24 protein-coding genes and 1 riboswitch are annotated in these 24,957 nt (G+C 61.9%); of the genes, 14 read left to right on the top strand and 10 right to left on the bottom strand.

Translation table 11 applies throughout. The annotated features are described in order from the left end of the window. Positions 1-16 precede the first annotated feature (16 nt). The 4 genes from JFU57_RS32275 to JFU57_RS32260 all read right to left on the bottom strand — a co-directional run bounded on the left by JFU57_RS32275 (position 17) and on the right by JFU57_RS32260 (position 4,743). Positions 17-421, bottom strand: coding sequence for an META domain-containing protein (locus JFU57_RS32275; protein WP_078470816.1), 405 nt, complete (start codon positions 419-421; stop codon positions 17-19). Further along, on the bottom strand, positions 418-855 hold the full coding sequence (locus JFU57_RS32270; RefSeq protein ID WP_078470815.1) for a hypothetical protein: 438 nt from the start codon (positions 853-855) through the stop codon (positions 418-420). The genes JFU57_RS32275 and JFU57_RS32270 overlap by 4 nt, the downstream gene beginning before the upstream one ends. Before the next feature lie 78 nt (positions 856-933). Then, the gene (locus JFU57_RS32265) at positions 934-1,923 is read right to left on the bottom strand and encodes a 2-hydroxyacid dehydrogenase (protein ID WP_201131986.1); all 990 of its coding nucleotides are present in this window, start codon (positions 1,921-1,923) and stop codon (positions 934-936) included. A gap of 66 nt (positions 1,924-1,989) precedes the next feature. Further along, complete coding sequence (locus JFU57_RS32260; RefSeq protein WP_201131985.1) at positions 1,990-4,743, bottom strand: response regulator; 2,754 nt, start codon at positions 4,741-4,743, stop codon at positions 1,990-1,992. Between the two features lie 216 nt (positions 4,744-4,959). Between JFU57_RS32260 and JFU57_RS32255 the strand changes: the two genes are divergently transcribed. From JFU57_RS32255 to JFU57_RS32225, 7 genes are all read left to right on the top strand, one after another. After that, positions 4,960-5,682, top strand: a complete 723-nt coding sequence (locus tag JFU57_RS32255; protein ID WP_201131984.1) for a response regulator transcription factor — start codon at positions 4,960-4,962, stop codon at positions 5,680-5,682. Continuing rightward, the gene (locus JFU57_RS32250) at positions 5,669-7,030 is read left to right on the top strand and encodes a HAMP domain-containing sensor histidine kinase (RefSeq protein WP_201131983.1); all 1,362 of its coding nucleotides are present in this window, start codon (positions 5,669-5,671) and stop codon (positions 7,028-7,030) included. The genes JFU57_RS32255 and JFU57_RS32250 overlap by 14 nt, the downstream gene beginning before the upstream one ends. Before the next feature lie 130 nt (positions 7,031-7,160). Next, positions 7,161-8,063, top strand: coding sequence for a cysteine synthase CysM (cysM, locus tag JFU57_RS32245; protein WP_020295621.1), 903 nt, complete (start codon positions 7,161-7,163; stop codon positions 8,061-8,063). After that, complete coding sequence (gene rlmD, locus JFU57_RS32240) at positions 8,063-9,415, top strand: 23S rRNA (uracil(1939)-C(5))-methyltransferase RlmD (protein WP_078470810.1); 1,353 nt, start codon at positions 8,063-8,065, stop codon at positions 9,413-9,415. The genes cysM and rlmD overlap by 1 nt, the downstream gene beginning before the upstream one ends. Positions 9,416-9,535: 120 nt before the next feature. Further along, positions 9,536-11,779 (top strand): GTP diphosphokinase, encoded by a 2,244-nt coding sequence (gene relA, locus JFU57_RS32235; RefSeq protein WP_078470809.1) that lies wholly within the window; start codon positions 9,536-9,538, stop codon positions 11,777-11,779. Positions 11,780-11,840: 61 nt separating this feature from the next. Further along, the gene (gene mazG / locus JFU57_RS32230; protein ID WP_201131982.1) at positions 11,841-12,674 is read left to right on the top strand and encodes a nucleoside triphosphate pyrophosphohydrolase; all 834 of its coding nucleotides are present in this window, start codon (positions 11,841-11,843) and stop codon (positions 12,672-12,674) included. A 26-nt stretch (positions 12,675-12,700) separates the two neighbouring features. Continuing rightward, positions 12,701-13,240 (top strand): DUF2058 domain-containing protein, encoded by a 540-nt coding sequence (locus JFU57_RS32225; protein ID WP_020295617.1) that lies wholly within the window; start codon positions 12,701-12,703, stop codon positions 13,238-13,240. A 56-nt stretch (positions 13,241-13,296) separates the two neighbouring features. Here the strand turns inward: JFU57_RS32225 and JFU57_RS32220 are convergent, their stop codons facing one another. The 4 genes from JFU57_RS32220 to purM form a co-directional block, all read right to left on the bottom strand. Next, a complete protein-coding gene (locus JFU57_RS32220) occupies positions 13,297-13,485 on the bottom strand; it encodes a hypothetical protein (protein ID WP_020295616.1) in 189 nt (62 codons plus the stop codon). A gap of 288 nt (positions 13,486-13,773) precedes the next feature. Further along, a complete protein-coding gene (locus tag JFU57_RS32215; RefSeq protein ID WP_020295615.1) occupies positions 13,774-14,487 on the bottom strand; it encodes a DUF3108 domain-containing protein in 714 nt (237 codons plus the stop codon). A gap of 8 nt (positions 14,488-14,495) precedes the next feature. Then, on the bottom strand, positions 14,496-15,146 hold the full coding sequence (gene purN, locus JFU57_RS32210; RefSeq protein ID WP_020295614.1) for a phosphoribosylglycinamide formyltransferase: 651 nt from the start codon (positions 15,144-15,146) through the stop codon (positions 14,496-14,498). After that, a complete protein-coding gene (gene purM, locus JFU57_RS32205; protein WP_020295613.1) occupies positions 15,146-16,204 on the bottom strand; it encodes a phosphoribosylformylglycinamidine cyclo-ligase in 1,059 nt (352 codons plus the stop codon). The genes purN and purM overlap by 1 nt, the downstream gene beginning before the upstream one ends. A gap of 385 nt (positions 16,205-16,589) precedes the next feature. Between purM and JFU57_RS32200 the strand changes: the two genes are divergently transcribed. From JFU57_RS32200 to JFU57_RS32175, 6 genes are all read left to right on the top strand, one after another. Then, a complete protein-coding gene (locus JFU57_RS32200; protein WP_178102942.1) occupies positions 16,590-17,621 on the top strand; it encodes a DUF2066 domain-containing protein in 1,032 nt (343 codons plus the stop codon). 35 nt (positions 17,622-17,656) lie between these two features. Continuing rightward, on the top strand, positions 17,657-18,730 hold the full coding sequence (locus JFU57_RS32195; RefSeq protein WP_078470805.1) for an AI-2E family transporter: 1,074 nt from the start codon (positions 17,657-17,659) through the stop codon (positions 18,728-18,730). 228 nt (positions 18,731-18,958) lie between these two features. Beyond that, positions 18,959-19,663, top strand: coding sequence for a DnaA regulatory inactivator Hda (gene hda / locus JFU57_RS32190; protein WP_078470804.1), 705 nt, complete (start codon positions 18,959-18,961; stop codon positions 19,661-19,663). Between the two features lie 213 nt (positions 19,664-19,876). Then, entirely contained in the window at positions 19,877-20,497 is a 621-nt protein-coding gene (locus JFU57_RS32185) for a C40 family peptidase (RefSeq protein ID WP_043228701.1), read from the top strand. Positions 20,498-20,662: 165 nt separating this feature from the next. Continuing rightward, complete coding sequence (locus tag JFU57_RS32180) at positions 20,663-21,196, top strand: C40 family peptidase (protein WP_020295608.1); 534 nt, start codon at positions 20,663-20,665, stop codon at positions 21,194-21,196. A gap of 24 nt (positions 21,197-21,220) precedes the next feature. Then, positions 21,221-21,883, top strand: a complete 663-nt coding sequence (locus JFU57_RS32175; RefSeq protein WP_201131981.1) for a class I SAM-dependent methyltransferase — start codon at positions 21,221-21,223, stop codon at positions 21,881-21,883. A 2-nt stretch (positions 21,884-21,885) separates the two neighbouring features. Here the strand turns inward: JFU57_RS32175 and JFU57_RS32170 are convergent, their stop codons facing one another. Then, entirely contained in the window at positions 21,886-23,205 is a 1,320-nt protein-coding gene (locus tag JFU57_RS32170) for a PQQ-dependent sugar dehydrogenase (protein WP_201131980.1), read from the bottom strand. Positions 23,206-23,278: 73 nt separating this feature from the next. Beyond that, the gene (locus tag JFU57_RS32165) at positions 23,279-23,860 is read right to left on the bottom strand and encodes a hypothetical protein (RefSeq protein ID WP_201131979.1); all 582 of its coding nucleotides are present in this window, start codon (positions 23,858-23,860) and stop codon (positions 23,279-23,281) included. A gap of 168 nt (positions 23,861-24,028) precedes the next feature. Then, a riboswitch (cobalamin riboswitch) is annotated at positions 24,029-24,262 on the top strand. Between the two features lie 80 nt (positions 24,263-24,342). On the opposite strand from JFU57_RS32165, the gene cobO reads away from it, so the two are divergent. Continuing rightward, complete coding sequence (gene cobO / locus JFU57_RS32160; protein ID WP_201131978.1) at positions 24,343-24,954, top strand: cob(I)yrinic acid a,c-diamide adenosyltransferase; 612 nt, start codon at positions 24,343-24,345, stop codon at positions 24,952-24,954. The last annotated feature ends 3 nt before the right edge of the window (positions 24,955-24,957 follow it).

The following is a 24,957-nucleotide window of genomic DNA, read 5'->3' as shown; positions in this document are numbered from 1 at the left end:
AGGCTGCGGCTACAAGTCAGCCTTCTTCCAGCCACAAGCGCAGCGGTTTGCCTTCAGCCGGCCAGAAGCGCACTTGCTCGATCGGCGACACATCCCAACGCTCTACGGTTTCCAGCGCTTGCAGGAAGCGCCGCTCCTGCTCCATCAACGCCGGCGCGCAGAGTTTGCGGGTGTTGCCGACCTTGCCGAAGCTGAGCTTGTCGCCGTCCAGGGTATAGGGCGCGAACCAGTGGTTGCAGCCGCCGTTGCCGTAGGCGCGACCGTCTTCACCCAGGGTGATGGTCAGGTGGCTGTTGTCGATCAACGGCCGCTCGCCAATCCATTCCAGGACGTAGCTGCGGTCGTGCTGGAGTTTCAGCGGCTCGGCGGCGCAACCCAGCAACCCTGCGGCCACTGCGGCGCTCAGTGCCAGGCGTTTCATTGCGCGGCCTGCTGGCATTTCGGGCAGCGATGCTTTTCACCTTCGCTGACCCAACCCAGTTCGGCGATGCGCGCACTGGCGGCCGGTTTCTCGGCCTTGTTGCCGAGCTTGGCGTCGACCGCGAACTCAAAGCTCAATTCGCTGGCGCAGCTGTCGCAATTGACTTGCCACTGATGAATGGCCAATTCGCCGAACACCGGGCCTCGGGCGACGGCGACCCACTGACCGAGGGGGTTGATCAGGTGGCGCACGGTTTCCACGGTCAGGCGCATGGACAAGTCCTTGCTGCCCTTGAGCGTGACGATCAACACGTCATCGTTGCGAATCGAGCCACCGTTGCCAGTGACCTGATACCGCCCCGGCACCAGGGCGCGGCACTCGATCAGGGTGTGTTGCGGGTTCATCAGGGTGTAGCGGAAATCGTGTTCGACCATGGGTCCTCCAAGTAGGCGGCTATGCTAGCACGCGACTTTGCAGCGAGCCGACCTTCACGCCACCGTCGGTCCGTCGATTCAGTTCTGTACCAGATTCTGCGGGGTGCCGGCGGCCCAGGCGGCGATGTTGTGCAGGGTGGTGGCGGCAATCGCGCCCAATGCCTCGCGGGTCAGAAACGCCTGGTGGGCGGTGATGATCACGTTGGGAAAGGTCAACAGCCGTGCCAGCACATCATCCTGCAGCGGCAGGTCGGAACGGTCCTCGAAAAACAGCTGGGCCTCCTCTTCATAGACATCCAGCCCCAGGTAGCCCAACTGGCCGTTTTTCAGGGCGTCGATCAGCGCCGGGGTATCCACCAGGCCACCACGGCCGGTGTTGATCAGCATGGCGCCGGGTTGCATGTGCGCCAGGCTGCGGCTGTTGATCAGGTACTTGCTGTCGGCCGTGAGCGGGCAGTGCAGGCTGATGATCTGCGATTCGGCCAGCAACTGCGGCAGCTCCATATAGCGGGCGCCGAGGGCTTCGACCTGCGGGTTGGGGTAGGGATCATAGGCCAGCAGTTGGCACCCGAACCCGGCCATGATCCTGGCGAACGTCGCGCCGATCTGCCCGGTGCCGACCACGCCGACAGTCTTGCCCACCAGGTCGAACCCGGTCAGGCCGTGCAGGCTGAAGTCGCCCTCGCGGGTGCGGTTGTAGGCGCGGTGCAGGCGCCGGTTCAGGGCCAGGATCAGCGCCACCGCGTGTTCGGCCACCGCATGGGGCGAGTAGGCCGGTACCCGCACCACCGCCAGCCCCAGGCGCTTGGCTGCCACCAGGTCGACGTGGTTGTAACCGGCCGAGCGCAGGGCGATCAGGCGTGTGCCGCCGGCCGCCAGTTGTTCCAGCACCGGTGCGCTCAGGTCATCGTTGATAAAGGGACAGACCACTTCATGCTGTTCGGCCAGGGCCACGGTATCCAGGCTTAGCCTGGCGGGCTGGAATTGCAGCTCGATGCCCGGTGGCAGGTCGGCGCCCAGGAAGCTGTCGCGATCGTAGGTCTGGCTGCTGAAGAGAATCGTGCGCATGGAGTGATCCTGATTAAAGGGGTGGCACAGCATGGCGGCTCGGGGCGAGCCGGGCATTGCCTTGGGTCAGGTGTTGAAACGCGCCTCGCTGGCCAGGCGGGTTATCGCCCGATCCAGTTCGTCGAGTGCGGCGAAGGCCTTGACATCTTCCTGCTTGAGCAAGGTTTCGCTGCGTTGGCAGGTGGCGCGCAATTGCGGCACGCCGCAGTAACGGGTGGCGCCATGCAGGCGGTGGACCCGCTCGATCAGCGCGTTGCGGTCATTGGCTTCGCGCGCGGCACGGATCGCTTCGCGGTCGGCCTCCAGGGACGCGAGCAGCATGGCCAGCATGTCGGCTGCCAGATCAGCCTTGCCAGCGGCCAGGCGCAGGCCTTCATCGTGGTCCAGCACCTGGAGTTCGATGCTCTTGCCATGAAACTCGCTGGAGCGTTCGGGACCCTGGTTACGTAGGGCCAGGCCGGTCCACTTCAACACCACCTGAGCCAATTGGCGTTCGCTGATGGGTTTGGTCAGGTAATCATCCATGCCGCTTTGCAGCAGCGCGCGTTTTTCGTTGGCCATGGCGTGGGCGGTGAGGGCGACGATGGGCAGCGGCGAACCATGGCGCTCGCTTTCCCACAGGCGGATCGCCTCGGTGCTTTGTCGCCCGTCCATGCCGGGCATCTGCACGTCCATCATCACCAGGTCGAACGATTCGTTCTGGATCGCCTTGAGCGCGGCATAACCACTTTCGACCGCCAGCACCTTGGCACCCATGTCTTCGAGCAGGGTCTGCACCAGTAGCAGGTTGGCCGGGTTGTCATCGACACACAGCACCCGCGGTGCGCGACTCGACAAGGGTTCGCCGGGCTCGTTGCGCACCTGGCGCGGGTTGACCAGGTCGGACAGGGCGCGGCGCAGTTTGCGGGTACAGGCCGGCTTGGCCTGCAACTGGCTGTGGGGATTGGGCACCGATAGCTGGAACAGCGTCTGCTCGGTGGTCGGGCACAGCACCAGGACCTTGCAGCCGAGGTGCTCCAGGTCCCAGATATATTGGTTGAGCCGCTCGGGCGGCATGTCGTTGCTGGTGATTCCCAGCACCGCGAGGTCGATCGCCTGATCGGTCTGGTGCACTCCGGTAATGCCGTTGGTCAGGGCTTCCAGGGTGTTGAACGGGGTCACCTCCAGGCCGCAGTCTTCCAGTTGGTGCTGCAACGCCTGGCGCGCCAGTTCGTGATTTTCCACGATCGCCACCCGGCGCCCGAGCAAAGGCGGGCCCGGCAGGTCCTCGGCGTCGTCGCGAGTCTTGGGCAGGCTGAGGCTGATCCAGAACTCCGAGCCTTCGCCCGGCGTGCTGTCGACCCCGATCTCGCCGCCCATCTGCTCGATCAGGCGCTTGGAAATCACCAGCCCCAGGCCAGTGCCGCCGGGTTGCCGCGACAGCGAGTTGTCGGCCTGGCTGAAGGCCTGGAACAACGCCCGCACGTCCTGGTTCGACAAACCAATGCCGGTGTCCTGGATGCTGATCCGCAACTGCACGCTGTCTTCGTGTTCCTCTTCAAGCATGGCGCGGGCGACGATGGTGCCTTCGCGGGTGAACTTGATCGCGTTGCTCACCAGGTTGGTGAGGATCTGCTTGAGCCGCAGCGGGTCGCCGAGCAGCGCCAGTGGCGTATCGCGATAGACCAGGCTGACCAGCTCCAGCTGTTTGGCGTGGGCCGCCGGGGCGAGGATGGTCAGGGTGTCTTGCAGCAAGTCCCGCAGGTTGAATGGAATGCTGTCGAGCACCAGCTTGCCGGCCTCGATTTTCGAGAAGTCGAGAATTTCGTTGATGATGCCCAGCAGGCTGTCGGCGGACTTTTCGATGGTCCCCAGGTAATCCAGCTGACGTGGGGTCAGCTCGCTTTTCTGCAGCAAATGGGTGAAGCCGAGAATGCCGTTGAGCGGGGTACGGATCTCGTGACTCATGTTGGCCAGGAACTCGGACTTGATCCGGCTGGCCTCCAGGGCCTCCTTGCGGGCCAGGTCCAGCTCGATGTTCTGGATCTCGATGGTTTCCAGGTTCTGGCGCACGTCTTCGGTGGCCTGGTCGATGCTGTGCTGCAATTCTTCCTGGGCGTTCTGCAGGGTGCCGGCCATGCGGTTGATGCCCGAGGCCAGTTCGTCCAGTTCCTGGCTGCCCAGTGGTGGTAGGCGGGTTTCCAGGTTGCCGTCCTTGAGCTGGGCCACGGCCTGCTTGATCTGGCTCAGCGGGGTGTTGATGGTGCGGCTCATGCGCAGGGCCAGCAACGTGGTGCCGGCCAGGCCTGCGGCGATCAACAGCAGGCTGGCGAACAGGCTGCGGTAACCGCGCAGCAGCATGCCGCTGTGGGACAGCTCCAGTTCGACCCAGCCCAGCAGGCGGTCGGCTTCATCGGGTATCAGGTCGCCGGCGAGGTTGCGGTGGCGCCCGAAGACGGGCAGCAGGTAGCGGGTCGCATCGTTGCCGGTGCGTTGCAGCATATGCTTGCTGTTACCGATCGGCGGTTGGTTGAGCATGCTCGGGCCGGCGTGGGCCAGGAGGGTACGATCCGGGGCGAGAAACGACACTGCGCGTACATCCGACTGCTCCAGGGACTGGGTGGCGATGCGCTCCAGCAGGTCGTTGTCCTTGTGTCCCATGGCCGGGGCCACCAGGGGTGCCAATTGCTCGGCGATCATTTCGCCACGTTGCAGAAGTTGGGTTTGCAGGTCCGCTTGCTGCATCCAGGTGAAATACCCACCCAGCACCAGGGCCATCAGGCTCGTCGGTAACAAGGTCAGCAGCAGTACGCGACCTTTGATTCCCAGTTTCTTAAGCACCTGACTCTCCTGCCAACCTGTTGTTTTGAATGAACGACGCGCACTTCCGTGAGGCGCCACTCGCGCAGTGTAGCGATTTGCGAGTCAGCGATCTTGGCAAATTGCGCGGGCCCGAAACAACCGTTGGGCGTTTATCGGGCCCGAATCCAGGCATTGGTTGCTCGTGGTCGGGCAATCTTTAATAATTGCATGATTGAGAATTACTTGCAGAAGCTAATGACTCCCGTATCTGTTGGCCATCCGCGCATTCTGGCGATTGAAGATGATCTTGTGCTCGGCGCTTATGTGCACGAGCAATTGGGCCGTTCCGGTTTCGAGGTGACCTGGTGCCAGAATGGCTGGGAAGGCCTGGAGATGGCGCGCGAGCGTTCATTTGACGTGGTGTTGATGGATATTCTGCTGCCCGGCATGGACGGCTTGTCGGTGCTGACCCATCTGCGCCAGAGCCACTCGACACCCGTGGTGCTGATGTCGGCCCTGGGCGCCGAGGCCGATCGCATCAGTGGCTTTCGCCTGGGGGCTGACGACTACCTGCCCAAGCCGTTCAGCATGGCCGAGTTGCGGGTGCGCATCGAAGCCATCCTGCGACGCGTGGCCCTCGACCGGCGTCCGGTGGCTATTCCTTTGAACCGCGACAGTCACAGCCTGCGTTTCGACGATGACCTGTGCGATGTGTATTTTGGCCAGCAATGGGCCGGGTTTACCCGCAGCGAGTACCGGCTGCTGGAGACCTTGAACCGCAGCGCCGATGAAGTTCTCAGCAAAGCCTTCCTTTATCAGCATGTCCTGCAGCGCGGCTATGCCCCCCATGACCGCAGCCTGGACATGCATGTCAGCCAGATCCGCCGCAAACTCAAGGCCATCGGCTACGCCGAGCGCGAGGTGCGCACGGTCTGGGGCAAGGGCTATGTACTGAGTGCCATCGATGAAGTGGTCTGACGTGCCGGGTCGGCACTCACTGTTCTGGAAATTGGCGTTGTTGTTGGTGGCCTTCTGCCTGCTGATGATCTGGCTCAGTTGGTCCTGGGGCCGCTACATGGAACAGAAGAACCTGTTCCTCTCCCATGAGGCGCGCAGCACCTTGCTGGAGTACGCCGCCCAGGCCGAACAGGCCTGGGCCCAGGGGCAGAACGAAGGTGTCGATGCCTGGCTGCAGGACATGGGCACGCGTGAATCGACCTGGATCGGGGTCATAGGCGAGGACTTGCAGTCACTGAGCAGCAAGCCCTTGAGCACCCGGGAAAACCAGCGCCTGACCTTTCTGCGCGGCCTTGATTGGCCGGTGAGCCTGCACACCCGTGGCTTGCCCTGGTTGCGGATTCCCTTTCCTGGCGACACGGATGCCGGCAGCCTGGTGATCGAGTTGCCGCAGCGTTTCATGCCCGGGCAGTACCGGTTGCTGTGGCGGGTGCTGACCAATGGCGTGATCCCCGGTTTGTTCACCCTGTTGCTGTGCGTCGGTCTGTACCGGTTGCTGGTGGTGCCCCTGAACCAGTTGCGGGAACAGGCCAACGCCTGGAACGCCGATCAATTGAATGCACGTGTCTCCAGCCAGACCACCAGCCGCCAGGATGAATTGGGCGAACTGGGCCGGGCCTTCGATCAAATGTCCGAGCGCCTGCAAGGCACCGTGTCCCTCCAGCAACAACTGCTGCGCGACCTTTCCCATGAACTGCGCACGCCCCTGAGTCGCCTGCGCGTGGCGTGCGACAGCGAACACAGCCTGGCCGCTCTGCGCGAACGTTTGTCTCGGGAGGTCGACGGCATGCAGCGCTTGGTGGAAGACAGCCTGCAACTGGCCTGGCTCGACACCGAGCGCGCGCCCCTGGCGGCGGAGGAAATCCAGGTGCAGGCGCTGTGGGAAATGCTCACGGAAAATGCCTGCTTTGAAAGTGGCTGGTCGGCGCAGCAGTTGCAATGCGAGCTGACGGCGGCGTGCTGGGTGCGCGGCAACCTCAATACCCTGGCCCAGGCCCTGGAAAACGTCCTGCGCAATGCCATCCGCCATTCGCCGTTCGGTGCGGTGGTCAGCCTTGATGGCTGCCGCGAGGGGGAATACTGGCACCTGTGGCTGGAAGATCAGGGAGGCGGGGTGGACGAAGCGGACCTGGAGCGAATTTTCGCGCCCTTTACCCGCCTCGACGGTTCGCGGCCTGGCAACGGTGGCTTCGGCCTGGGCCTGAGCATCGCGCGCAATGCGGTGCAGCGCCAGGGCGGCCAGATCTGGGCGGAAAACACCGAGCGCGGCTTGCGCCTGCACATGCGCCTGCTGGCTGCCAGCGTATAAGCCCTAAGGTCGCGATGGGTCTGAGTGGGGCTTATGCCTTTAAGCCATAAGCCCCGCACTTTGCGTGATATGGCCTGCGCACGTTTGCCGGTATGATAGGCGCCCCCGCAGTCTGGATTGCGAATACGTCATGACCTTGCAGTACCCAACCATCGCCGATTGCGTCGGCAACACCCCGCTGGTGCGCCTGCAGCGCCTGCCCGGAGCCACCAGCAACACCCTGCTGCTCAAGCTTGAGGGTAATAACCCGGCCGGCTCGGTCAAGGACCGTCCGGCGCTGTCGATGATCACTCGCGCCGAGTTGCGCGGGCAGATCCACTCGGGCGACACCCTGATCGAGGCGACCTCCGGCAACACCGGGATTGCCCTGGCCATGGCAGCGGCGATCAAGGGTTACAAAATGATCCTGATCATGCCCGACAACTCCAGTGCCGAGCGCAAGGCCGCGATGACAGCCTACGGTGCCGAGTTGATCCTGGTCAGCCAGGAAGAGGGCATGGAAGGCGCGCGCGATCTCGCTGAGCGGATGCAGGCCGAAGGCCGTGGCAAGGTGCTCGACCAGTTCGCCAATGGCGACAACCCCGAGGCGCACTACACCGGCACCGGCCCGGAAATCTGGCGTCAGACCGAGGGCGGGATCACCCACTTCATCAGCTCCATGGGGACCACCGGTACCATCATGGGCACCTCGCGCTACCTGAAAGAACAGAACCCCAATGTGCAGATCATCGGCCTGCAGCCGATGGAAGGCTCGGCCATCCCCGGCATTCGCCGCTGGCCCCAGGAATACCTGCCGAAGATCTACCAGGCCAGCCGCGTCGACCGCATCGTCGACATGGCCCAGAGCGAAGCCGAAGACGTAACCCGGCGCCTGGCCCGTGAAGAGGGCATTTTCTGTGGCGTCTCTTCAGGCGGTGCGGTGGCGGCGATGCTGCGCCTGTCCCGGGAAGTGGAAAACGCGGTGATGGTCGCGATCATTTGTGACCGTGGCGATCGTTACCTGTCGACCGGCATCTTCGATGCGCCCAACTGATGGCCAAGCACGAGAGAGGCCTGCGCTTTCAGCCCACGGGCGGTAGCCGGGCCCCACAGATACCGACCGGTAAAAAACAGCGCCTGAGCATCGAGCGCCTGGCCAATGACGGCCGGGGGATTGCCTTTCTCGACGGACGCACCTGGTTTGTCACCGGGGCGCTGGCGGGGGAGGAGGTCGAGGCGCGGGTGCTGGGTGCCCACGGCAAGGTCGTAGAAGCGCGCACCGAGCGTGTGTTCCAGGCCAGCGAGCTGCGTCGGCCGATGCCGTGCGCCCATGCCGGCCGCTGCGGCGGTTGCAGTGTCCAGCATCTGCCCCACGACGAACAGCTGGCCCTGAAACAGCGCATGCTCGCTGAACAATTGTCGCGGGTTGCCGGCGTGCAGCCCGATGAATGGGCGGCGCCGCTGAGCGGTCCCGAGTTTGGCTATCGGCGTCGCGCGCGGATCGCCGTGCGCTGGGATGCCAAGGCGAAAAAGCTTGAAGTGGGTTTCCGCGCTGCCGGTAGCCAGGACATCGTTGCCATCAGCGAGTGCCCGGTGCTGGTACAGCCCTTGCAACCGATCATGAGCCGCTTGCCGGCCATGTTGCAGCGCTTGAGCAAGCCTCAGGCCCTGGGGCACGTGGAGCTGTTCAGCGGCTCGGCGATTGCCGTGCTGCTGCGGCACATGGCGCCGTTGTCCGAGGCTGACCTGAGCATTCTCAAGGAATTCTGCACCTTCCATGACGCCCAGTTGTGGCTGCATGGCGAAGGCGATCCACAGCCCCTGGAGCCGAATCAGGCACTGGGCTTTCGCCTGGAATCCTGGAATTTGCACCTGGCGTATCGACCAGGGGACTTCGTCCAGGTCAATGCCGGCGTCAACGAGGCGATGGTGGCCCAGGCTCTGGAGTGGCTGGCACCGAAGGCTGATGAGCGGGTCCTGGACCTGTTCTGCGGCCTGGGCAATTTTGCCTTGCCCCTGGCGCAGCAGGTTCGCCAGGTGGTGGCGGTTGAAGGCGTGGCGAGCATGGTGGCTCGCGCGGCTGAAAACGCAGCCAGCAACAATTTGCATAACACGCAGTTTTTTCAGGCCGATTTATCGCAGCCTCTGGGTGCTGTCGAGTGGGCGGAAGAGGGCTTTTCTGCGGTACTCTTGGACCCACCCCGTGACGGTGCTTTCGAGGTGGTCCGCAAGCTTGCGAGCCTCGGCGCCCAACGGTTGGTCTATGTGTCATGCAACCCTGCAACTTTGGCGCGTGACACGGTCGAATTGGTCAAACAGGGCTATCGGTTAAAACGTGCCGGGATCCTCGATATGTTTCCTCAGACGGCGCATGTCGAAGCCATGGCGTTATTTGAAGCGAGCTAGGATGGCTCGTCTAATCCGACTGGCCGCCAGGCACCGCTCGCTGGCCCTGCGAGCAGGCCCTGGCACCTAAGGTCAGCGATTTGACGCATTGAATGTGCGTCGTAGGGAAGGTAAAGCAAGATGGTACAGGTGAGAGCGCACCAGCCGATCAACACCGACGGCAGTATCAATCTCGAGGCATGGCTCGATCATGCGGTCAGCGTCGATCTGGCACTTGACCGTGAAGCCTTGAAAGAAGCCTGCGAGTACGCTCGCGAGGCCGAGCAACAACACAATGCGGCGAAGAACCTGTGGGCCGAAGGCACCTCGAGTTTTCGCACCGGCCTTGAGATCGCCGAGATCCTCGCCGACCTCAAGCTGGACCAGGATTCGCTGGTGGCGGCCATACTTTATCGTGGCGTCCGCGAAGGCCAGATCCAGTTGCCTGCGGTCAGCCAGCGCTTCGGCACGGTCGTGGCCAAGCTGATTGACGGCGTGCTGCGCATGGCGGCGATCAGCGCCAGCCTGAGCCCGCGCCAGTCCCTGGTGCTGGGTACCCAGGCGCAGGTCGAGAACCTGCGCAAGATGCTGGTGGCCATGGTCGACGACGTGCGCGTGGCCCTGATCAAGCTGGCCGAACGCACCTGCGCGATTCGTGCGGTAAAAACCGCCGACGATGAAAAACGCAACCGGGTTGCCCGCGAAGTCTTCGATATCTACGCCCCCCTGGCTCACCGACTAGGTATCGGCCATATCAAGTGGGAGCTCGAAGACCTGTCGTTCCGTTATCTGGAGCCCGAGCAATACAAGCAGATCGCGACCCTGCTCCACGAGCGGCGCCTGGATCGCGAGCGGTTTATCTCTGACGTGATGAACCAGTTGCAGATTGAGTTGCAGGCCACCGGCGTCGATGCCGACATCAGCGGCCGGGCCAAGCACATCTATTCGATCTGGCGAAAAATGCAGCGCAAGGGTCTGGAGTTCAGCCAGATCTACGACGTGCGTGCGGTGCGGGTGCTGGTCCCGGAAATGCGCGACTGCTACACCGCGCTGGGGATCGTCCACACCCTGTGGCGGCACATTCCCAAAGAGTTCGACGACTACATCGCCAACCCCAAGGAAAACGGCTACCGCTCCCTGCACACCGCAGTGATCGGGCCCGAGGGCAAGGTGCTGGAAGTGCAGATCCGCACCCACTCGATGCATGAGGAGGCGGAACTGGGTGTCTGCGCCCACTGGCGCTACAAGGGCACTGACGTCAAATCCGGCTCGAACCATTACGAAGAGAAGATTTCCTGGCTGCGCCAGGTGCTCGAATGGCATGAAGAATTGGGTGATATCGGCGGCCTGGCCGAGCAGCTGCGGGTCGATATCGAGCCGGACCGGGTGTACATCTTCACCCCGGACGGTCACGCCATCGACCTGCCCAAAGGTGCGACGCCGCTGGACTTCGCCTACCGGGTACACACCGAAATCGGCCATAACTGCCGCGGTGCGAAGATCAACGGGCGTATCGTTCCGCTCAACTACAGCCTGCAGACCGGCGAGCAGGTGGAGATCATCACCAGCAAGCACGGTACGCCGAGTCGCGACTGGTTGAACCCGAACCTGGGCTACGTGACCACGTCCCGGGCGCGGGCGAAGATCGTGCACTGGTTCAAGTTGCAGGCTCGCGATCAGAACGTCGCCGCCGGCAAGACTTTGCTCGAGCGTGAGCTCAATCGCCTCGACCTGCCCCAGGTGGATTTCGACAAGCTGGCCGAAAAGGCCAACATGAAAATCGCCGAGGACATGTTTGCTGCTCTCGGGGCTGGCGACCTGCGCCTGGCGCAACTGGTCAACCTGGCCCAGCAACTGGTGGAGCCGGAACGCGGCAACGAGCAACTGGAGCTGATTCCACGCAAGGCCACTGGCTACAAGCCGGGCAAGCGCGGCGATATCCAGATCCAGGGCGTGGGCAACCTGATGACCCAGATGGCCGGCTGCTGCCAGCCGCTGCCCGGGGATGCGATCGTCGGTTACATCACCCAGGGCCGTGGGGTGAGCATTCACCGCCAGGATTGCGCCTCGGTGCTGCAACTGTCCGGGCGCGAGCCGGAGCGGATCATCCAGGTCAGTTGGGGCCCGGTGCCGGTGTTGACCTACCCGGTCGACATCATCATCCGCGCCTACGACCGCTCCGGTTTGCTGCGCGATGTTTCCCAGGTGCTGCTCAACGAGCGGATCAACGTGCTGGCGGTCAACACCCGCTCGAACAAAGAGGACAACACGGCGTTGATGTCCCTGACCATCGAGATCCCGGGGTTGGACGCGCTGGGGCGCTTGCTGGGGCGGATTTCCCAGTTGCCGAACATCATCGAAACCCGCCGCAACCGGACCCCATGACCTGTCGTCGCCGCCGGTTTCGACCGGCGGCGGCCATGGCCTGTGTGAAATGGACGAATTGATGTACAGCCTTGAAGATTTGTTGCACCTGATGGCCCGGCTGCGTGACCCGCAATACGGTTGCCCCTGGGATATCAAGCAGACCTACGCCAGCATCGTCCCGCATACCCTCGAAGAAGCCTATGAAGTGGCCGACGCCATCGAGCGCGGCGACTTCGATCACTTGCAGGGTGAATTGGGCGACCTGTTGTTCCAGGTGGTGTATTACAGCCAGCTGGCGCGGGAGGAGGGTCGTTTTGAATTCGACGGCGTGGTCGACAGCATCACCCGCAAGTTGATCCGGCGTCATCCCCACGTATTCCCTACCGGTGACCTGTACGCACCGCTGGACACGCCACGGCTCGATGAAGAGCAGGTCAAGCGCCGCTGGGAAGAGATCAAGGCCCAGGAGCGCGCCGAGCAGTCGGCGGCCCCGTTGCAGTTGTCCCTGCTCGATGATGTACCGGCGGTCCTGCCGGCGTTGTCGCGCTCCGCCAAGTTGCAAAAGCGCGCAGCCCAGGTCGGGTTCGATTGGCCGGACGCGCTGCCGGTGGTGGACAAGGTCCGTGAAGAGCTCGACGAAGTGCTCGAAGCCATGGTCGACAACGACCCGGCGGCGATCACCGATGAAATCGGCGACCTGCTGTTTGCTGCGGTCAACCTGGCCCGGCATCTGAAGGTCGACCCCGAAACCGCCTTGCGCGGGGCCAATGCCAAGTTCGAGCGACGCTTCCGATTTATCGAGCAGGCATTGCGCGAGACCCACCGTCCCATGGAAGATTGCACCCTCGAAGAGTTGGACGCCTTGTGGGGCGAAGCCAAACGTCAGGAAAAGAATTTGCCCAGCTGTGGCTGAGGCTGTTGCCTAAGTGAGTAAGCACCATGAGCCTTTCCCTTCGCGACCAGTTGCTCAAAGCAGGGCTGGTCAACCAAAAGCAGGCCAAACAGGTCGGCAAAGACAAGCAGAAGCAGCAACGCCTGGCCCATAAAGGCCAGATTGAACTGGACGATTCGCAGCAACGTGCGGCTCAGGAAGCGATGGCCGAAAAGGTCAAGCGTGACCAGGAGCTGAACCGTCAGCAGCAGGAGAAGGCCGAGCAGAAGGCCCGTGCGGCTCAGGTCAAGCAGTTGATCGAGGTGTCACGCCTGCCCAAGCTGACCACCGAGGACTACTACAACTTCGTCGACGACAAGAAGGTCAAGCGCTTGTCGGTGAACGCGCTGATGCGCAACAAGTTGAGCAGTGGTTCGTTGGCTATCGTGCACCACGGCGGCGGCTACGAGGTGATCCCTCGTGAGGCGGCGCTGAAGATCCAGGAACGCGATCCGCAGCGCATCGTCCAGCTCAATACGCCGACTGAGGCGCCGGATGAGGATGATCCGTACGCCGCCTACCAGATCCCTGACGATCTGATGTGGTAAGGCCGCAGTAAACGACAAACCCCGCTCATGGCGGGGTTTGTCGTTTTTCAAGTCGGTCAGGAGGCCTGAGTCGTTCGGCCCTGCTCTTGCTTTTCAAGTTCAGCTTTATAGCTGTGGGCGTCGGTTTCGGAATGAAACATCCCCACCAGCATGTCTTGTTGATGCACGTCCCAGATCCGTATACCTGCGGCTACGCCTTCATGGGACATATGTGAATCGTCGCGTTCAGTTACTTTTACAGTCATCTGCTAGCTCCAATCTCTGTTGATCTGCAGCAAGGCGTGTGCAGGCCTTCGTTATATATTTTGTTAGCTTGCTAAGTAAACGCTCTTGAGCTGCAACAGATATTTGCAGAATCGGCAAAAGTCCTGCAGGCCGCGGAAACCGTGACATTTCGCCGCAGGCCGCTGAGTTTTATGACAAAAGTTTCATCTTCGCCGGCTTGCTGGTTAGGCCTGTCGAAGGCGGATCTTCGGAAAGGCAGGCGAAAAAAAGCCCCGCATGAGCGAGGCTTTTTATCGGGTGAAGCCGGATCAGCTGCCTTTGACAGCCTTGCCGTTGACGGTGCCGTTGAGGAGCATGATGTTGTACTCCTTGCCGTCGGTTTCAACCTGTTGCAAGCGGACCAGCAGGTAGTCCCAGTCCTTGGCGAACCACATCACCGTGGTGCGCTTGCTTTGCGTCGGATCACGCACGCGCTCGACCTTGATCGCTTCGATCTGGCCGGCCTTGGTATCGACCTTCTCGGCACCCAGGACACGGAAGTCATAGGTGTCGACTTCGCCACCGTCGACGACCTGGTAGCTCATGCTCTTCTTGCCGGCGGCTACATCGTGCTGCAGGGCCAGTTGATAGGTGGACTTGTCGACCATGCCGCGATTGAGCGACAGCTTCACCGGATCGCCACGGTCGGTGCCGGTGACCATCTTGGCGGTCCAGTCGAAGTCCAGGTCAGCTTTTTTGGCTTTGCCCAGGCCGCCACGTTCGAAGTGGTAGGACTGAGGCAGCAAGGTGTCCTTGTCCAGAGTCAGGGTGCTTTCTTCGGTGAGGCTGGCAATCATCATGGAGGCCTTGAAGCTCAGCTTCCAGGCGCCATTGCTGGTTTTTTCAAGGCTGCGTTCAGCGGTACCGCTCATTGGAAGCTGTTTCCAGTCGGCGGTGTAGCTGGCGGAGAAAGGTTGAAGGTCAGCCGCCTGCACAACGGGCAGGGCGAGCAGAGCGCAAGCGAAGAGCAGGGCACGACGCATAAAATCTCCTAGGTTCGAATCAAATAGCCGCTGGCGGCAAGTAGCTGACCATCCAGTAAAGCACCCTGTTCGCCGAGCGTCAGCCGACCTTCGGCAAACCAGCGCACGGCCAGCGGGTAGATCTGGTGTTCCTGGGCATGTACTCGCTGCGCCAGGCTGTGCGGCGAGTCGTCCAACTCTACCGGGATCACTGCCTGTACGACCAGAGGTCCGCCATCGAGTTCCTCGGTGACAAAGTGCACGCTGCAGCCGTGCTCAGTGTCTGCGGCCTCCAGCGCGCGCTGGTGAGTATGTAACCCTTTGTATTTGGGTAGCAGCGAGGGATGGATATTGAGCAGGCGGCCCTGGTAGTGGCGCACGAAGTCCGCGCTGAGAATGCGCATGAAGCCGGCCAGTACCACCAGTTTGGGGTGGAAGGCGTCGATCAGTTCGATCAGCGCGGCATCGAAGGCTTCGCGGCCTTCGAAGGCCTTGTGATCCAGGGCGCGGGTCGCGATCCCCGCGTCCTTGGCGCGTTGCAGGCCGTAGGCGTCGGCGCGGTTGGAGATCACCGCAGCGATGCGCACCGGGCTGTCGCCGGTGCGCGTGCTGTCGATCAGGGCCTGCAAGTTACTGCCGGTGCCGGAGAGCAGCACCACGACATCACAGGTTGCAGGCATCAGTGCGCCTTAAGGTTCTTCAGTTCAACCTGAGCCGCGCCTTCAGGGGCGGTGGCGATCTGGCCGATGACCCAAGGCTGCTCGCCGGCTTCACGCAGTACGTTCAGCGCGGTTTCAACGTGCTCTTGAGCCACGCAGATGACCATGCCCACGCCGCAGTTCAGCACGCGGTGCATTTCGGTTTCATTGACGTTGCCTTTCTCTTGCAGCCAGTCGAATACCGCAGGACGCTGCCAGCTGGCCACGTCGACAATCGCCTGGGCGCCTTTTGGCAGGACGCGCGGAATGTTGTCCAGCAGGCCGCCGCCAGTGATGTGGGCCATGGCCTTGACTGCGCCGGTGTCCTTGATCAGCTTGAGCAGCGGTTTGACGTAGATGCGGGTCGGAGCCATCAGCAGGTCGGTCAGCGGTTTGCCGTCGAGCTGGATGTTTTCGATGTCGGCACCCGACACTTCGATGATCTTGCGGATCAGCGAGTAGCCGTTGGAGTGCGGGCCGGACGATGGCAGGGCCAGCAGGGCGTCGCCGGCAGCGACTTTCGAGCCGTCGATGATTTCGGATTTTTCCACGACGCCGACGCAGAAGCCGGCCAGGTCGTAGTCTTCGCCTTCGTACATGCCAGGCATTTCAGCGGTTTCGCCGCCGACCAGGGAGCAGCCGGACAGTTCGCAGCCAGCGCCGATACCGGTGACCACTTGGGTGGCGGTTTCAACGTTGAGCTTGCCGGTGGCGTAGTAGTCGAGGAAGAACAGCGGTTCGGCGCCACAGACCACCAGGTCGTTGACGCACATGGCTACCAGGTCGATGCCGATGCTGTCGTGCTTGTTCAGGTTCAGCGCCAGGCGCAATTTGGTGCCCACGCCGTCGGTGCCGGAGACCAGCACGGGCTGTTTGTAGCCGGCCGGGATTTCGCAGAGGGCGCCGAAACCGCCCAGGCCGCCCATGACTTCCGGGCGCGCAGTGCGCTTGGCGACGCTCTTGATGCGTTCGACCAATGCTTCACCGGCGTCGATGTCTACACCGGCGTCCTTGTAGCTCAGGGAGGGTTGCTTGCTCATGATCCAGGCCTTTAGGGGGGATTCAGGGGTATCGACCGAGTCCAGTGAGACCGCCAAGACACTGCGAGCGGGTTTGCCGTCGGAGTATTTCAGGGTGCCCAGCTATAGCCGGTCTGCGAAGGCGCGCGATTTTATCAGGCTTGAGAGGCAGCGGCCATCCTCGGGCCGACGGGCAGGGGTATATCGCGTTAAAAAAACCATTACGGCGCATGTTGGTGGCCGTGTACATGGCTGTATAAGGTATAGCCTCTAAGCGGCTATCGTTATGGCAGTACGAAAACTTACCCGGGACCTGTGAATGTTTTGCCGCAGTCAGTGGTCACAGCCTTGCGCGATCTGCTTCACAGGTTCTGTTTCAACCGTTTTTTGTCGTCGGGAATCTTCCATGCGTCTGTGTAAATTTCTTTTTGTGGGCTGTTTGTCGTTGGTCAGCCTGGCGAGTCATGCCGAAACCCTCAATGGCCTTTATCAAGTTCGCGAACCGGTCAGCAGCCAAACTCCGGAAGAGCGTGAGCAGGCCACCCAGCGTGCGCTGGAGACCCTGGTATTGCGCTTGACCGGCGACGCCAAGGCGGCCCAGGGCCCCGGGCTGGCGGCGGTGCGCAAGGACCCGCAGCAGATCATCAGTCAATACGGTTATGACGCCGGGCCGCCGGAGAGCCTGCAGGTCGATTTCGACCCGGTGAGTACTGATCGCGCGCTGCGCCAGGCGGGTTTGTCGTTGTGGGGCACTAATCGCCCCTCCATCCTTGGCTGGTGGTTGAGCGACTCGGTCGAGGGCTCGAGCCTGGTGGGGGATGGCCAGGCCAGCGCCTTGCCGCTGCGGCGCGCGGCGCAGCATCGCGGTTTGCCACTGCGTCTGCCGCTGGGCGACCTGGAAGAGCAACTGGTGGCCACTGCTCCTAACCTGGAGGGGGCGGACCCGGCGCCGTTACGCGCGGCATCCGAACGTTATGGGGCCGATGCCTTGCTGGCCGTGCATGCCCGGGAAGAGGGCGGTCAGTGGCAGGCCAAATGGCGCCTGTGGCTGGGGGATCAAAAAGAGCAGGGCAGCGTCCAGGGGGCCGATACCGCGGCGCTGGCCGATGCCGTGTTGCTGGCGGTCAGCCAGCGCCTGGCGCCGCGTTTTGTCAGCAAGCCGGGAACGGCCAGCGAACAGTTGCTCGAAGTGCAGGGCATGAACCTGGAACGCTACGCGGCGCTGGAGCATTTGTTGGAGCCTTTTGGTGCGCAGTTGCAGAGCGTCGAGGGTGATCGCGTGGTCTACCGGGTCAATGGCAGCCCGGAGCAGGTGCGGGCGCAGTTGTCCCTGGCCAAGCTGGCGGAGGTAGCGCCTGGCGAGGCCCCGGCCCCGGCTCAGCCGGCGGTCGAAGGCGCTGTGGCGGCACCGACTCCGCAATTGCGCTTTCGTTGGTAAGCAGTTCTTTCCTTATATAGAAGATGGAGTGGTTCATGGCCGATTCGCGTCGTTGGGTCTGGTTGGGCGGGTTGGCCCTATTGTGTGCGTTTGTGTACCTGTTGCATCCGATCCTGACGCCGTTCCTGGTGGCCCTGCTACTGGCGTATCTGTTCGACCCGCTGGTGGATCGCCTGGAAAAACATGGCCTCTCGCGCACCTGGGGCGTGGTGGCGGTGTTCGCGCTGTTTACGCTGATCGTCATGGCGCTGTTGCTGATCCTGGTGCCGATGCTGGCCAAGCAACTGTTTCGCCTGTACGAGCTGGCGCCGCAGATGCTCGATTGGTTGCAGCACACGGCCATGCCGTGGGTGCAGTCCAAGCTCGGGCTGGCCGATGGCTTCTGGAAGTTCGACAAGGTCAAGGCCGCGATCAGCGAGCATATGGGGCAGACCACCGACATTGTCAGCGTGGTACTGAGCCAGGCGACTGCGTCGAGCCTGGCGCTGATCGGCTGGCTGGCCAACCTGGTGCTGATCCCGGTTGTCAGCTTCTATCTGTTGCGTGACTGGGACCTGATGATGGCCAAGATCCGCAGCCTGCTGCCCCGCGATCGCGAAGAGCGCGTGGTGGCCCTGGCCGGCGAGTGCCATGAGGTGTTGGGGGCGTTTGTCCGCGGACAGTTGTTGGTGATGCTGGCGCTGGGGGTGATCTACGCTGCCGGCCTGATGCTGGTAGGGCTGGAGCTGGGGCTGTTGATCGGCCTGATCGCCGGCCTGGCGGCCATCGTGCCTTATATGGGGTTCGTCATCGGTATTGGTGCGGCGTTGATTGCCGGGTTGTTCCAGTTCGGCGGCGACCTGTATCCCATGATCGGCATCGTCGCGGTGTTTATGGTCGGCCAGGCGCTTGAGGGCATGGTCCTGACGCCGCTGCTGGTGGGTGATCGCATTGGCCTGCATCCGGTGGCAGTAATCTTCGCGATCCTGGCGGGCGGCGAACTGTTCGGCTTTACCGGGGTGCTGCTGGCCTTGCCGGTGGCGGCGGTGATCATGGTGCTGGTGCGCCATATGCACGACTTGTACAAGGACTCTGACATCTACAGTGGTGTCGAAGACCCGGATTTGTAGCCGCTCATGGGACAGCGCCAGAGCGGCCCCGGCAGGATCGGGGTCGCCCTGGCGCTTGTTCTGGCTGTCACATTTGCCGCCAAAGCCGCGCCCCTGATTCCCTCCGATTAACGCAAACCTTTGATTTTGCTTGTGGTCTGCTGCATTGTGCGGCCGGCGTCACGGGTATAAACTTTGCAAACTTTACACAGAGGCCACTAACGGTTCATTTCGAACTGTTCAGTCAGCATGAAACCGATTCAGCTGCCCCTAGGTGTGCGTCTGCGTGATGACGCCACCTTCATCAATTACTACCCAGGCGCCAATGCCGCTGCACTCGGCTATGTCGAGCGGCTTTGCGAAGCCGACGCCGGCTGGACCGAAAGTCTGATCTACCTGTGGGGCAAGGATGGGGTAGGGCGTACCCATCTGCTGCAGGCGGCCTGCCTGCGTTTCGAGCAAATGGGTGAGCCGGCGGTCTACCTGCCATTGGCGGAGCTGCTCGATCGCGGTATCGAAATCCTCGACAACCTTGAGCAATACGAACTGGTGTGCCTGGATGACCTGCAGGCGGTCGCAGGCAAGGCGGATTGGGAAGAGGCGCTGTTCCACCTGTTCAATCGCTTGCGTGACAGTGGCCGGCGGTTGCTGATCGCGGCCTCGACCTCGCCTCGGGAATTGCCGGTCAAGCTGGCGGACTTGAAGTCGCGCCTGACACTGGCGCTGATTTTTCAGATGCGGCCCTTGTCCGATGAGGACAAATTGCGTGCCTTGCAGTTGCGAGCTTCCCGTCGCGGACTGCACCTGACCGACGAAGTCGGGCATTTTATTTTGACCCGCGGCACCCGCAGCATGAGCGCGTTGTTCGAGCTGCTTGAACGTCTCGATCAGGCCTCTTTGCAGGCCCAGCGCAAGCTCACAATCCCCTTCCTCAAAGAAACCCTGGGCTGGTAAAACTGCGGCCTGCAGCGGGTTTTGGCATATTCCAGGCGCCAAAAAAATCGCTTCCTGAAACGCTTCAGGGCGCGCGCAGCTTTTAAATTGGGCTTAAGGCCTTAGATGTAAAGGAGAAACCCATAAGTCACATTTGGATCGATTGAATTTGCAAATGAGGACGATAGAGGGCATAGTCTCGGCTTCTTTACAACTTCAGCCACGGTCGTGCCCATGCTAAATCGCTTCGCACCCCTCGTGCCTCTCGCACTCGTCACCCTGTTGTTTGGTTGCGCCGCTCACTCTCCAGTGACCCAGCAGCAACAAGTGCAGCAGGTTCAACACTCTGTTAAGGCTCAGTCTTCCGTTGTTTACCAGGAAGAGCTGGCCACCGAAAAAGAACTGGCCGAGTTCGCTGATAGCAAGCCTTATCAGCTGCCTGTTCTGGCCGATAGCATCCTTGAACGCGGCATGTCCCTGATCGGTACCCGTTACCGTTTCGGCGGCACCTCTGAAGCCGGTTTCGATTGCAGCGGTTTTATCGGTTATCTGTTTCGTGAAGAGGCCGGCATGAACCTGCCCCGCTCCACCCGCGAAATGATCAACGTGAATGCCCCTCTGGTCGCTCGCAACAACCTCAAGCCTGGTGATCTGCTGTTCTTCAGCACCAATGGTCGTGGCCGTGTCAGCCATGCCGGGATCTACCTGGGCGATGACCAGTTCATCCACTCCAGCAGCCGCCGCAGCGGTGGTGTTCGAGTCGATAGCCTGGGCGATCGCTACTGGAGCAAAACCTTTATCGAAGCCAAGCGTGCACTCGCCATGGCGCCGACCACGGTCACTGCTCGCAAGTAAGCGTACTTTTTGTAAGGCGAACTTAAAGTCTTACTTGAAGTTTGGCGCGTAGCCGCTAGAATCCTGATCTATTGTTGATGACTAACCGCGTAAGCCTTGCTTACGCGGTTTTGTTTTCAGCCTCACGGCAGAGAAAGCCGCATCCGGATCAGGGTTGTTCTGCTTATGTCGACGTCGGCCCGCCTCACCCTCATTGTTCTCGCAGCGCTGCTCAGCGCCTGCGCCAGCCGTACTCCACCGCCTGCGCCGGTAGTACGCGCCCCTGTCTTCAATACCACTCAGACCTTTTCCCCTGCTGCCGAAGATGTGCTGTTTCGTGCCTTGGGCCTGGTGGGTACGCCGTATCGCTGGGGTGGCAATACCCCGGATGCCGGTTTCGATTGCAGTGGCCTGATCGGCTACGTCTATCGCGACGCCGCGGGCATTTCCCTGCCGCGCTCGACCCGCGAGATGATCGGCATGCGCGCCCCGGATATCAGCAAGGATTCGCTGCAAACCGGTGACCTGATCTTTTTCGCCACCAATGGCGGTTCCCAGGTCAGTCATGCCGGGATCTATGTCGGTGAGGGGCGTTTCGTCCATGCCCCGGCCACCGGCGGTACGGTCAAGCTGGACAGCCTGTCCAAGGCCTATTGGCAAAAGGCCTACCTCAGCGCCAAGCGCGTCCTGCAACCCGGGCAGTTGGCTCACAACCCTTAGTTTCCCGCCTGCGTCGAGGTGTTGATGACTGCCCGTAGCCTCAATCTCGACGACGCCCTCTACCACTATCTGCTGGACGTCTCCTTGCGCGAGACGCCCCTGCTGCGCCGTTTGCGCGAAGAAACCCAAGCCCTGCCCATGGCGCGCTGGCAGGTGGCGCCAGAGCAGGGTCAGTTCCTGGCGTTACTGGTGCGCCTCATGGGCGCACGGCGTTTGCTGGAGGTTGGCACCTTCACCGGCTATAGCGCGTTATGCATGGCGGCGGCGCTGCCGGATGATGGGTCACTGATCTGTTGCGATATCCCGGGTGATTACAACGCCACCGCGATCCGCTACTGGCAGGAAGCCGGCTTGGCGGGACGCATCGAGCTGCGGCTGGCGCCGGCCCTGGAAACCCTCGCGCAACTCCAAGGGGCGGGGCATCAGGGCAGTTTTGATCTGATCTTTATCGATGCCGACAAGGCCAATTATCCGGCTTACCTGGAAAGTGCGCTGAGCTTGCTGCGAGTGGGCGGGCTGGCGGTATTTGATAACACCTTGTGGAGCGGCAGGGTGCTGCAGGTCGAGGCAGACAGCGCCGACACCCGGGCCATCCAGGCGCTCAATCGCGCCTTGAAGGATGACCCGCGTGTCGATCTGTCGCTGTTACCCCTGGGGGATGGTCTCACCTTGTGCCGCAAGCGCTGAGGTTATTGCGCCTTGGCTGGTGATACGCGCCAGATCTTGTTGCCGACATCGTCGGCCACCAGCAGGCTGCCCTGCTGATCGATCACCACGCCGACCGGGCGGCCCATGGCTTTTTCGTCGTCGCTGAGAAAGCCCGTGAGCACATCCACCGGTTGTCCCTGAGGCCTGCCGTCGCTGAACGGGACGAAAATCACTTTGTAGCCACTGTGGGGCTTGCGGTTCCATGAGCCGTGCTGGCCGATAAACGCGCCCTGGGTGAAGGCCGGCAACTTGCTGCCTTCGGCAAAGGTCAGGCCCAGCGAGGCGGTGTGCGGCCCGACTGCATAATCCGGCGCGATGGCTTTGGCGACCAGGTCGAGATTCTGTGGCGAGACCCGCACGTCCACGTGCTGCCCGTAGTAGCTGAATGGCCAGCCGTAGAAGGCGCCGTCCTTGACAGAGGTGATGTAGTCCGGCACCAGGTCGCTGCCGATTTCATCGCGCTCGTTGACCGCGGTCCAGAGTTTTCCGCTGTGTGGTTCCCAGGCCAGGCCGTTGGGGTTGCGCAGGCCCGAGGCGAAGATCCGGTGGTTGCCCGTAGCGCGATCCACCTCCCATATCGCTGCCCGTCCCTGCTCCTGGTCCAGGCCGTTTTCGCCGACGTTGCTGTTGGAGCCGACCGTGACGTAAAGCTTGCTGCCGTCCTTGCTGGCAATCACGTTCTTGGTCCAGTGGTGGTTGAGGGTGCCGCCCGGCAGGTCGACGACTTTGGTCGCCGGCGCGCTGATGGAGGTTTCACCGTCTTTATAGGGGAAGCGCAGCAACTGATCGGTATCGGCCACATATAGATCGTTGCCGACCAGGGTCATGCCGAACGGCGAGTTCAGGTTCTCGAGGAATACGGTGCGGGTTTCCGCCACCCCGTCGTGGTCCTGATCGCGCAGCAAGGTGATGCGGTTGGCGCTCGGCACGCCGGCACCGGCTCGACCCATGACCTTCTCCATGACCCAGCCACGGATGCCTTTACTGTCATCAGGCTTGGGCGGGGCGTTGGTCTCGGCCACCAGCACGTCGCCATTGGGCAGCACATAGAGCCAGCGTGGATGATCGAGCTTTTCGGCAAAGGCCGCGACCTGGGTGCCTGGCGCGGCGATGGGCGTAGCACCCTCGGGCCAGCCGATGGCCGGCGCGATATTCACCGTAGGGATCAGGGTTTTATTTGGTTCCGGCAATTGCGGTGACGGGCCGGTGCCGTCCGACACTTGCAGGGTGGAGGTTTCGCCGCAGCCGGCAAGGCCCGCGGCGACGGCGATCAGAAGAGCGAATTGGGGCTTGATGAGCATGCCGATGTCCCTGTGAATGCACTGGAGTCGTTGTATTCATAGAGGAGCATAGCCAGCCGATGGTTCAACCTGATCAGCGGGCCTCTTTGAACAGCACGGCGACCCCGGGGTGGTAGTTGCCGCTGTCGTTGTGCAACTTGCGGTAGGCGTAGGGGAAGTACCAGGCAACGGCGCAGGTGTGTTCCTTCTGCAAGTCGTCGAGCATGTCCTGGAGTTCTTCCGGTGTGGCGCTGTGCTGGGCCTTGAGCGGGGCGATAAACAGACAGCCCAGCCGCAGCTCATTGGGGTAGGCGATGCTTTTGGCATCACTGCTGACGTCCTGCAGGGCCTGGGTCAGTTGCAGGTTGTTGACCCGTGGCCAGCGCTGGCTGACCTGGAGGAAGGCGCGTTCCTCCCTTGTGGCCACGTAAAGGTCGGCGCGGCCATTGCGATTGCCTTCTTCGAGCTGCTTTTTGCTCGGGCTGTGCTGCAAGGTGACCATTTCTGCCATCCAGGCGGCGGCCGACAGCAGGCCGAGGTTGGCCTGCTCATCAAACCAGTACGGGCATTCGTTGTCGCCGCGTACCTCGTTGTAGCGGTCAATGCAATCAAACCAGCGCTCCAGCATCGGGCGCAGAAACTCCAGTTTCGGATTGCTGATGATCATGCCTTGCATTGAACTCACCCTTGTTTTTGTCAGATAGATTTGGGTAGCCGAATTGTGGCTATTTGATATCACTGCTTGCAGTGTGGCACAAGATTGGCGTCATTTTATTGATCTGGTGCAGTTCTTCGCGCTCACGCAGGGCCGGCTTTAATTGACGCTCCACCCCCAACCCTCTAACCTTCGCGACTTGTTTCAGGTGCTCTGTGGCCATGGGTCGACAGGGTGAAACAGGGAAGCCGGTGAGTGCGTGTTCCGAACAGGAACGGGCGACGATTCCGGCGCTGCCCCCGCAACGGTAAGTGAGTCAAGACCGCGCTTGGTGCCACTGTGTCGAACCGACATGGGAAGGCGCGCGGTTCGGCATTAGTGCTGCTCACAAGCCCGGAGACCGGCCTGATCCATCCAACGGCATCACGGTGGGCGATGCCAGGCTTACGCCGTCTATTTCTATTCCTGCCCCCCGTTATCCAGCCCCAACGGAGAGCTGCCCCATGACCCAATCCCCCGATCGTGACGAGCGCCATCTGGCGCGCATGTTGCGCAAAAAAGCCGTGATCGATGAACGCATCGCCAACTCGCCGAACGAGTGCGGGCTGCTGCTGGTGTTGACCGGCAATGGCAAAGGCAAGAGCAGCTCGGCCTTTGGCATGCTCGCTCGCTCCATGGGCCACGGCATGCAATGCGGCGTGGTGCAATTCATCAAGGGCCGCAACAGCACTGGGGAAGAATTATTTTTCCGGCGCTTCCCCGAACAGGTGCGTTTTCATGTGATGGGCGAGGGCTTCACCTGGGAGACCCAGGATCGCCAGCGCGATATCGCCGCCGCCGAGGCTGCCTGGGAAGTGTCCCGTCAGTTACTGCGCGACCCGGCCATCGGCCTGGTGGTGCTCGATGAGCTGAATATCGCCCTCAAGCACGGTTACCTCGACCTGGACCAGGTGCTCGGCGACCTGCAGGCCCGTCCACCCATGCAGCACGTGGTGGTCACCGGTCGCGGCGCCAAGCCGGAAATGATCGAGCTGGCGGACACCGTCACCGAAATGGGCGTGGTCAAACATGCGTTCCAGGCCGGGATCAAGGCGCAGAAAGGGGTGGAACTGTGAGTG

This window comes from Pseudomonas sp. TH07 (genome assembly GCF_016651285.1).
In the GTDB taxonomy this organism is placed as follows: domain Bacteria; phylum Pseudomonadota; class Gammaproteobacteria; order Pseudomonadales; family Pseudomonadaceae; genus Aquipseudomonas.
Note: the sequence above shows the minus strand (reverse complement) of the source record. Positions and strands in the feature narration are given on the sequence as shown.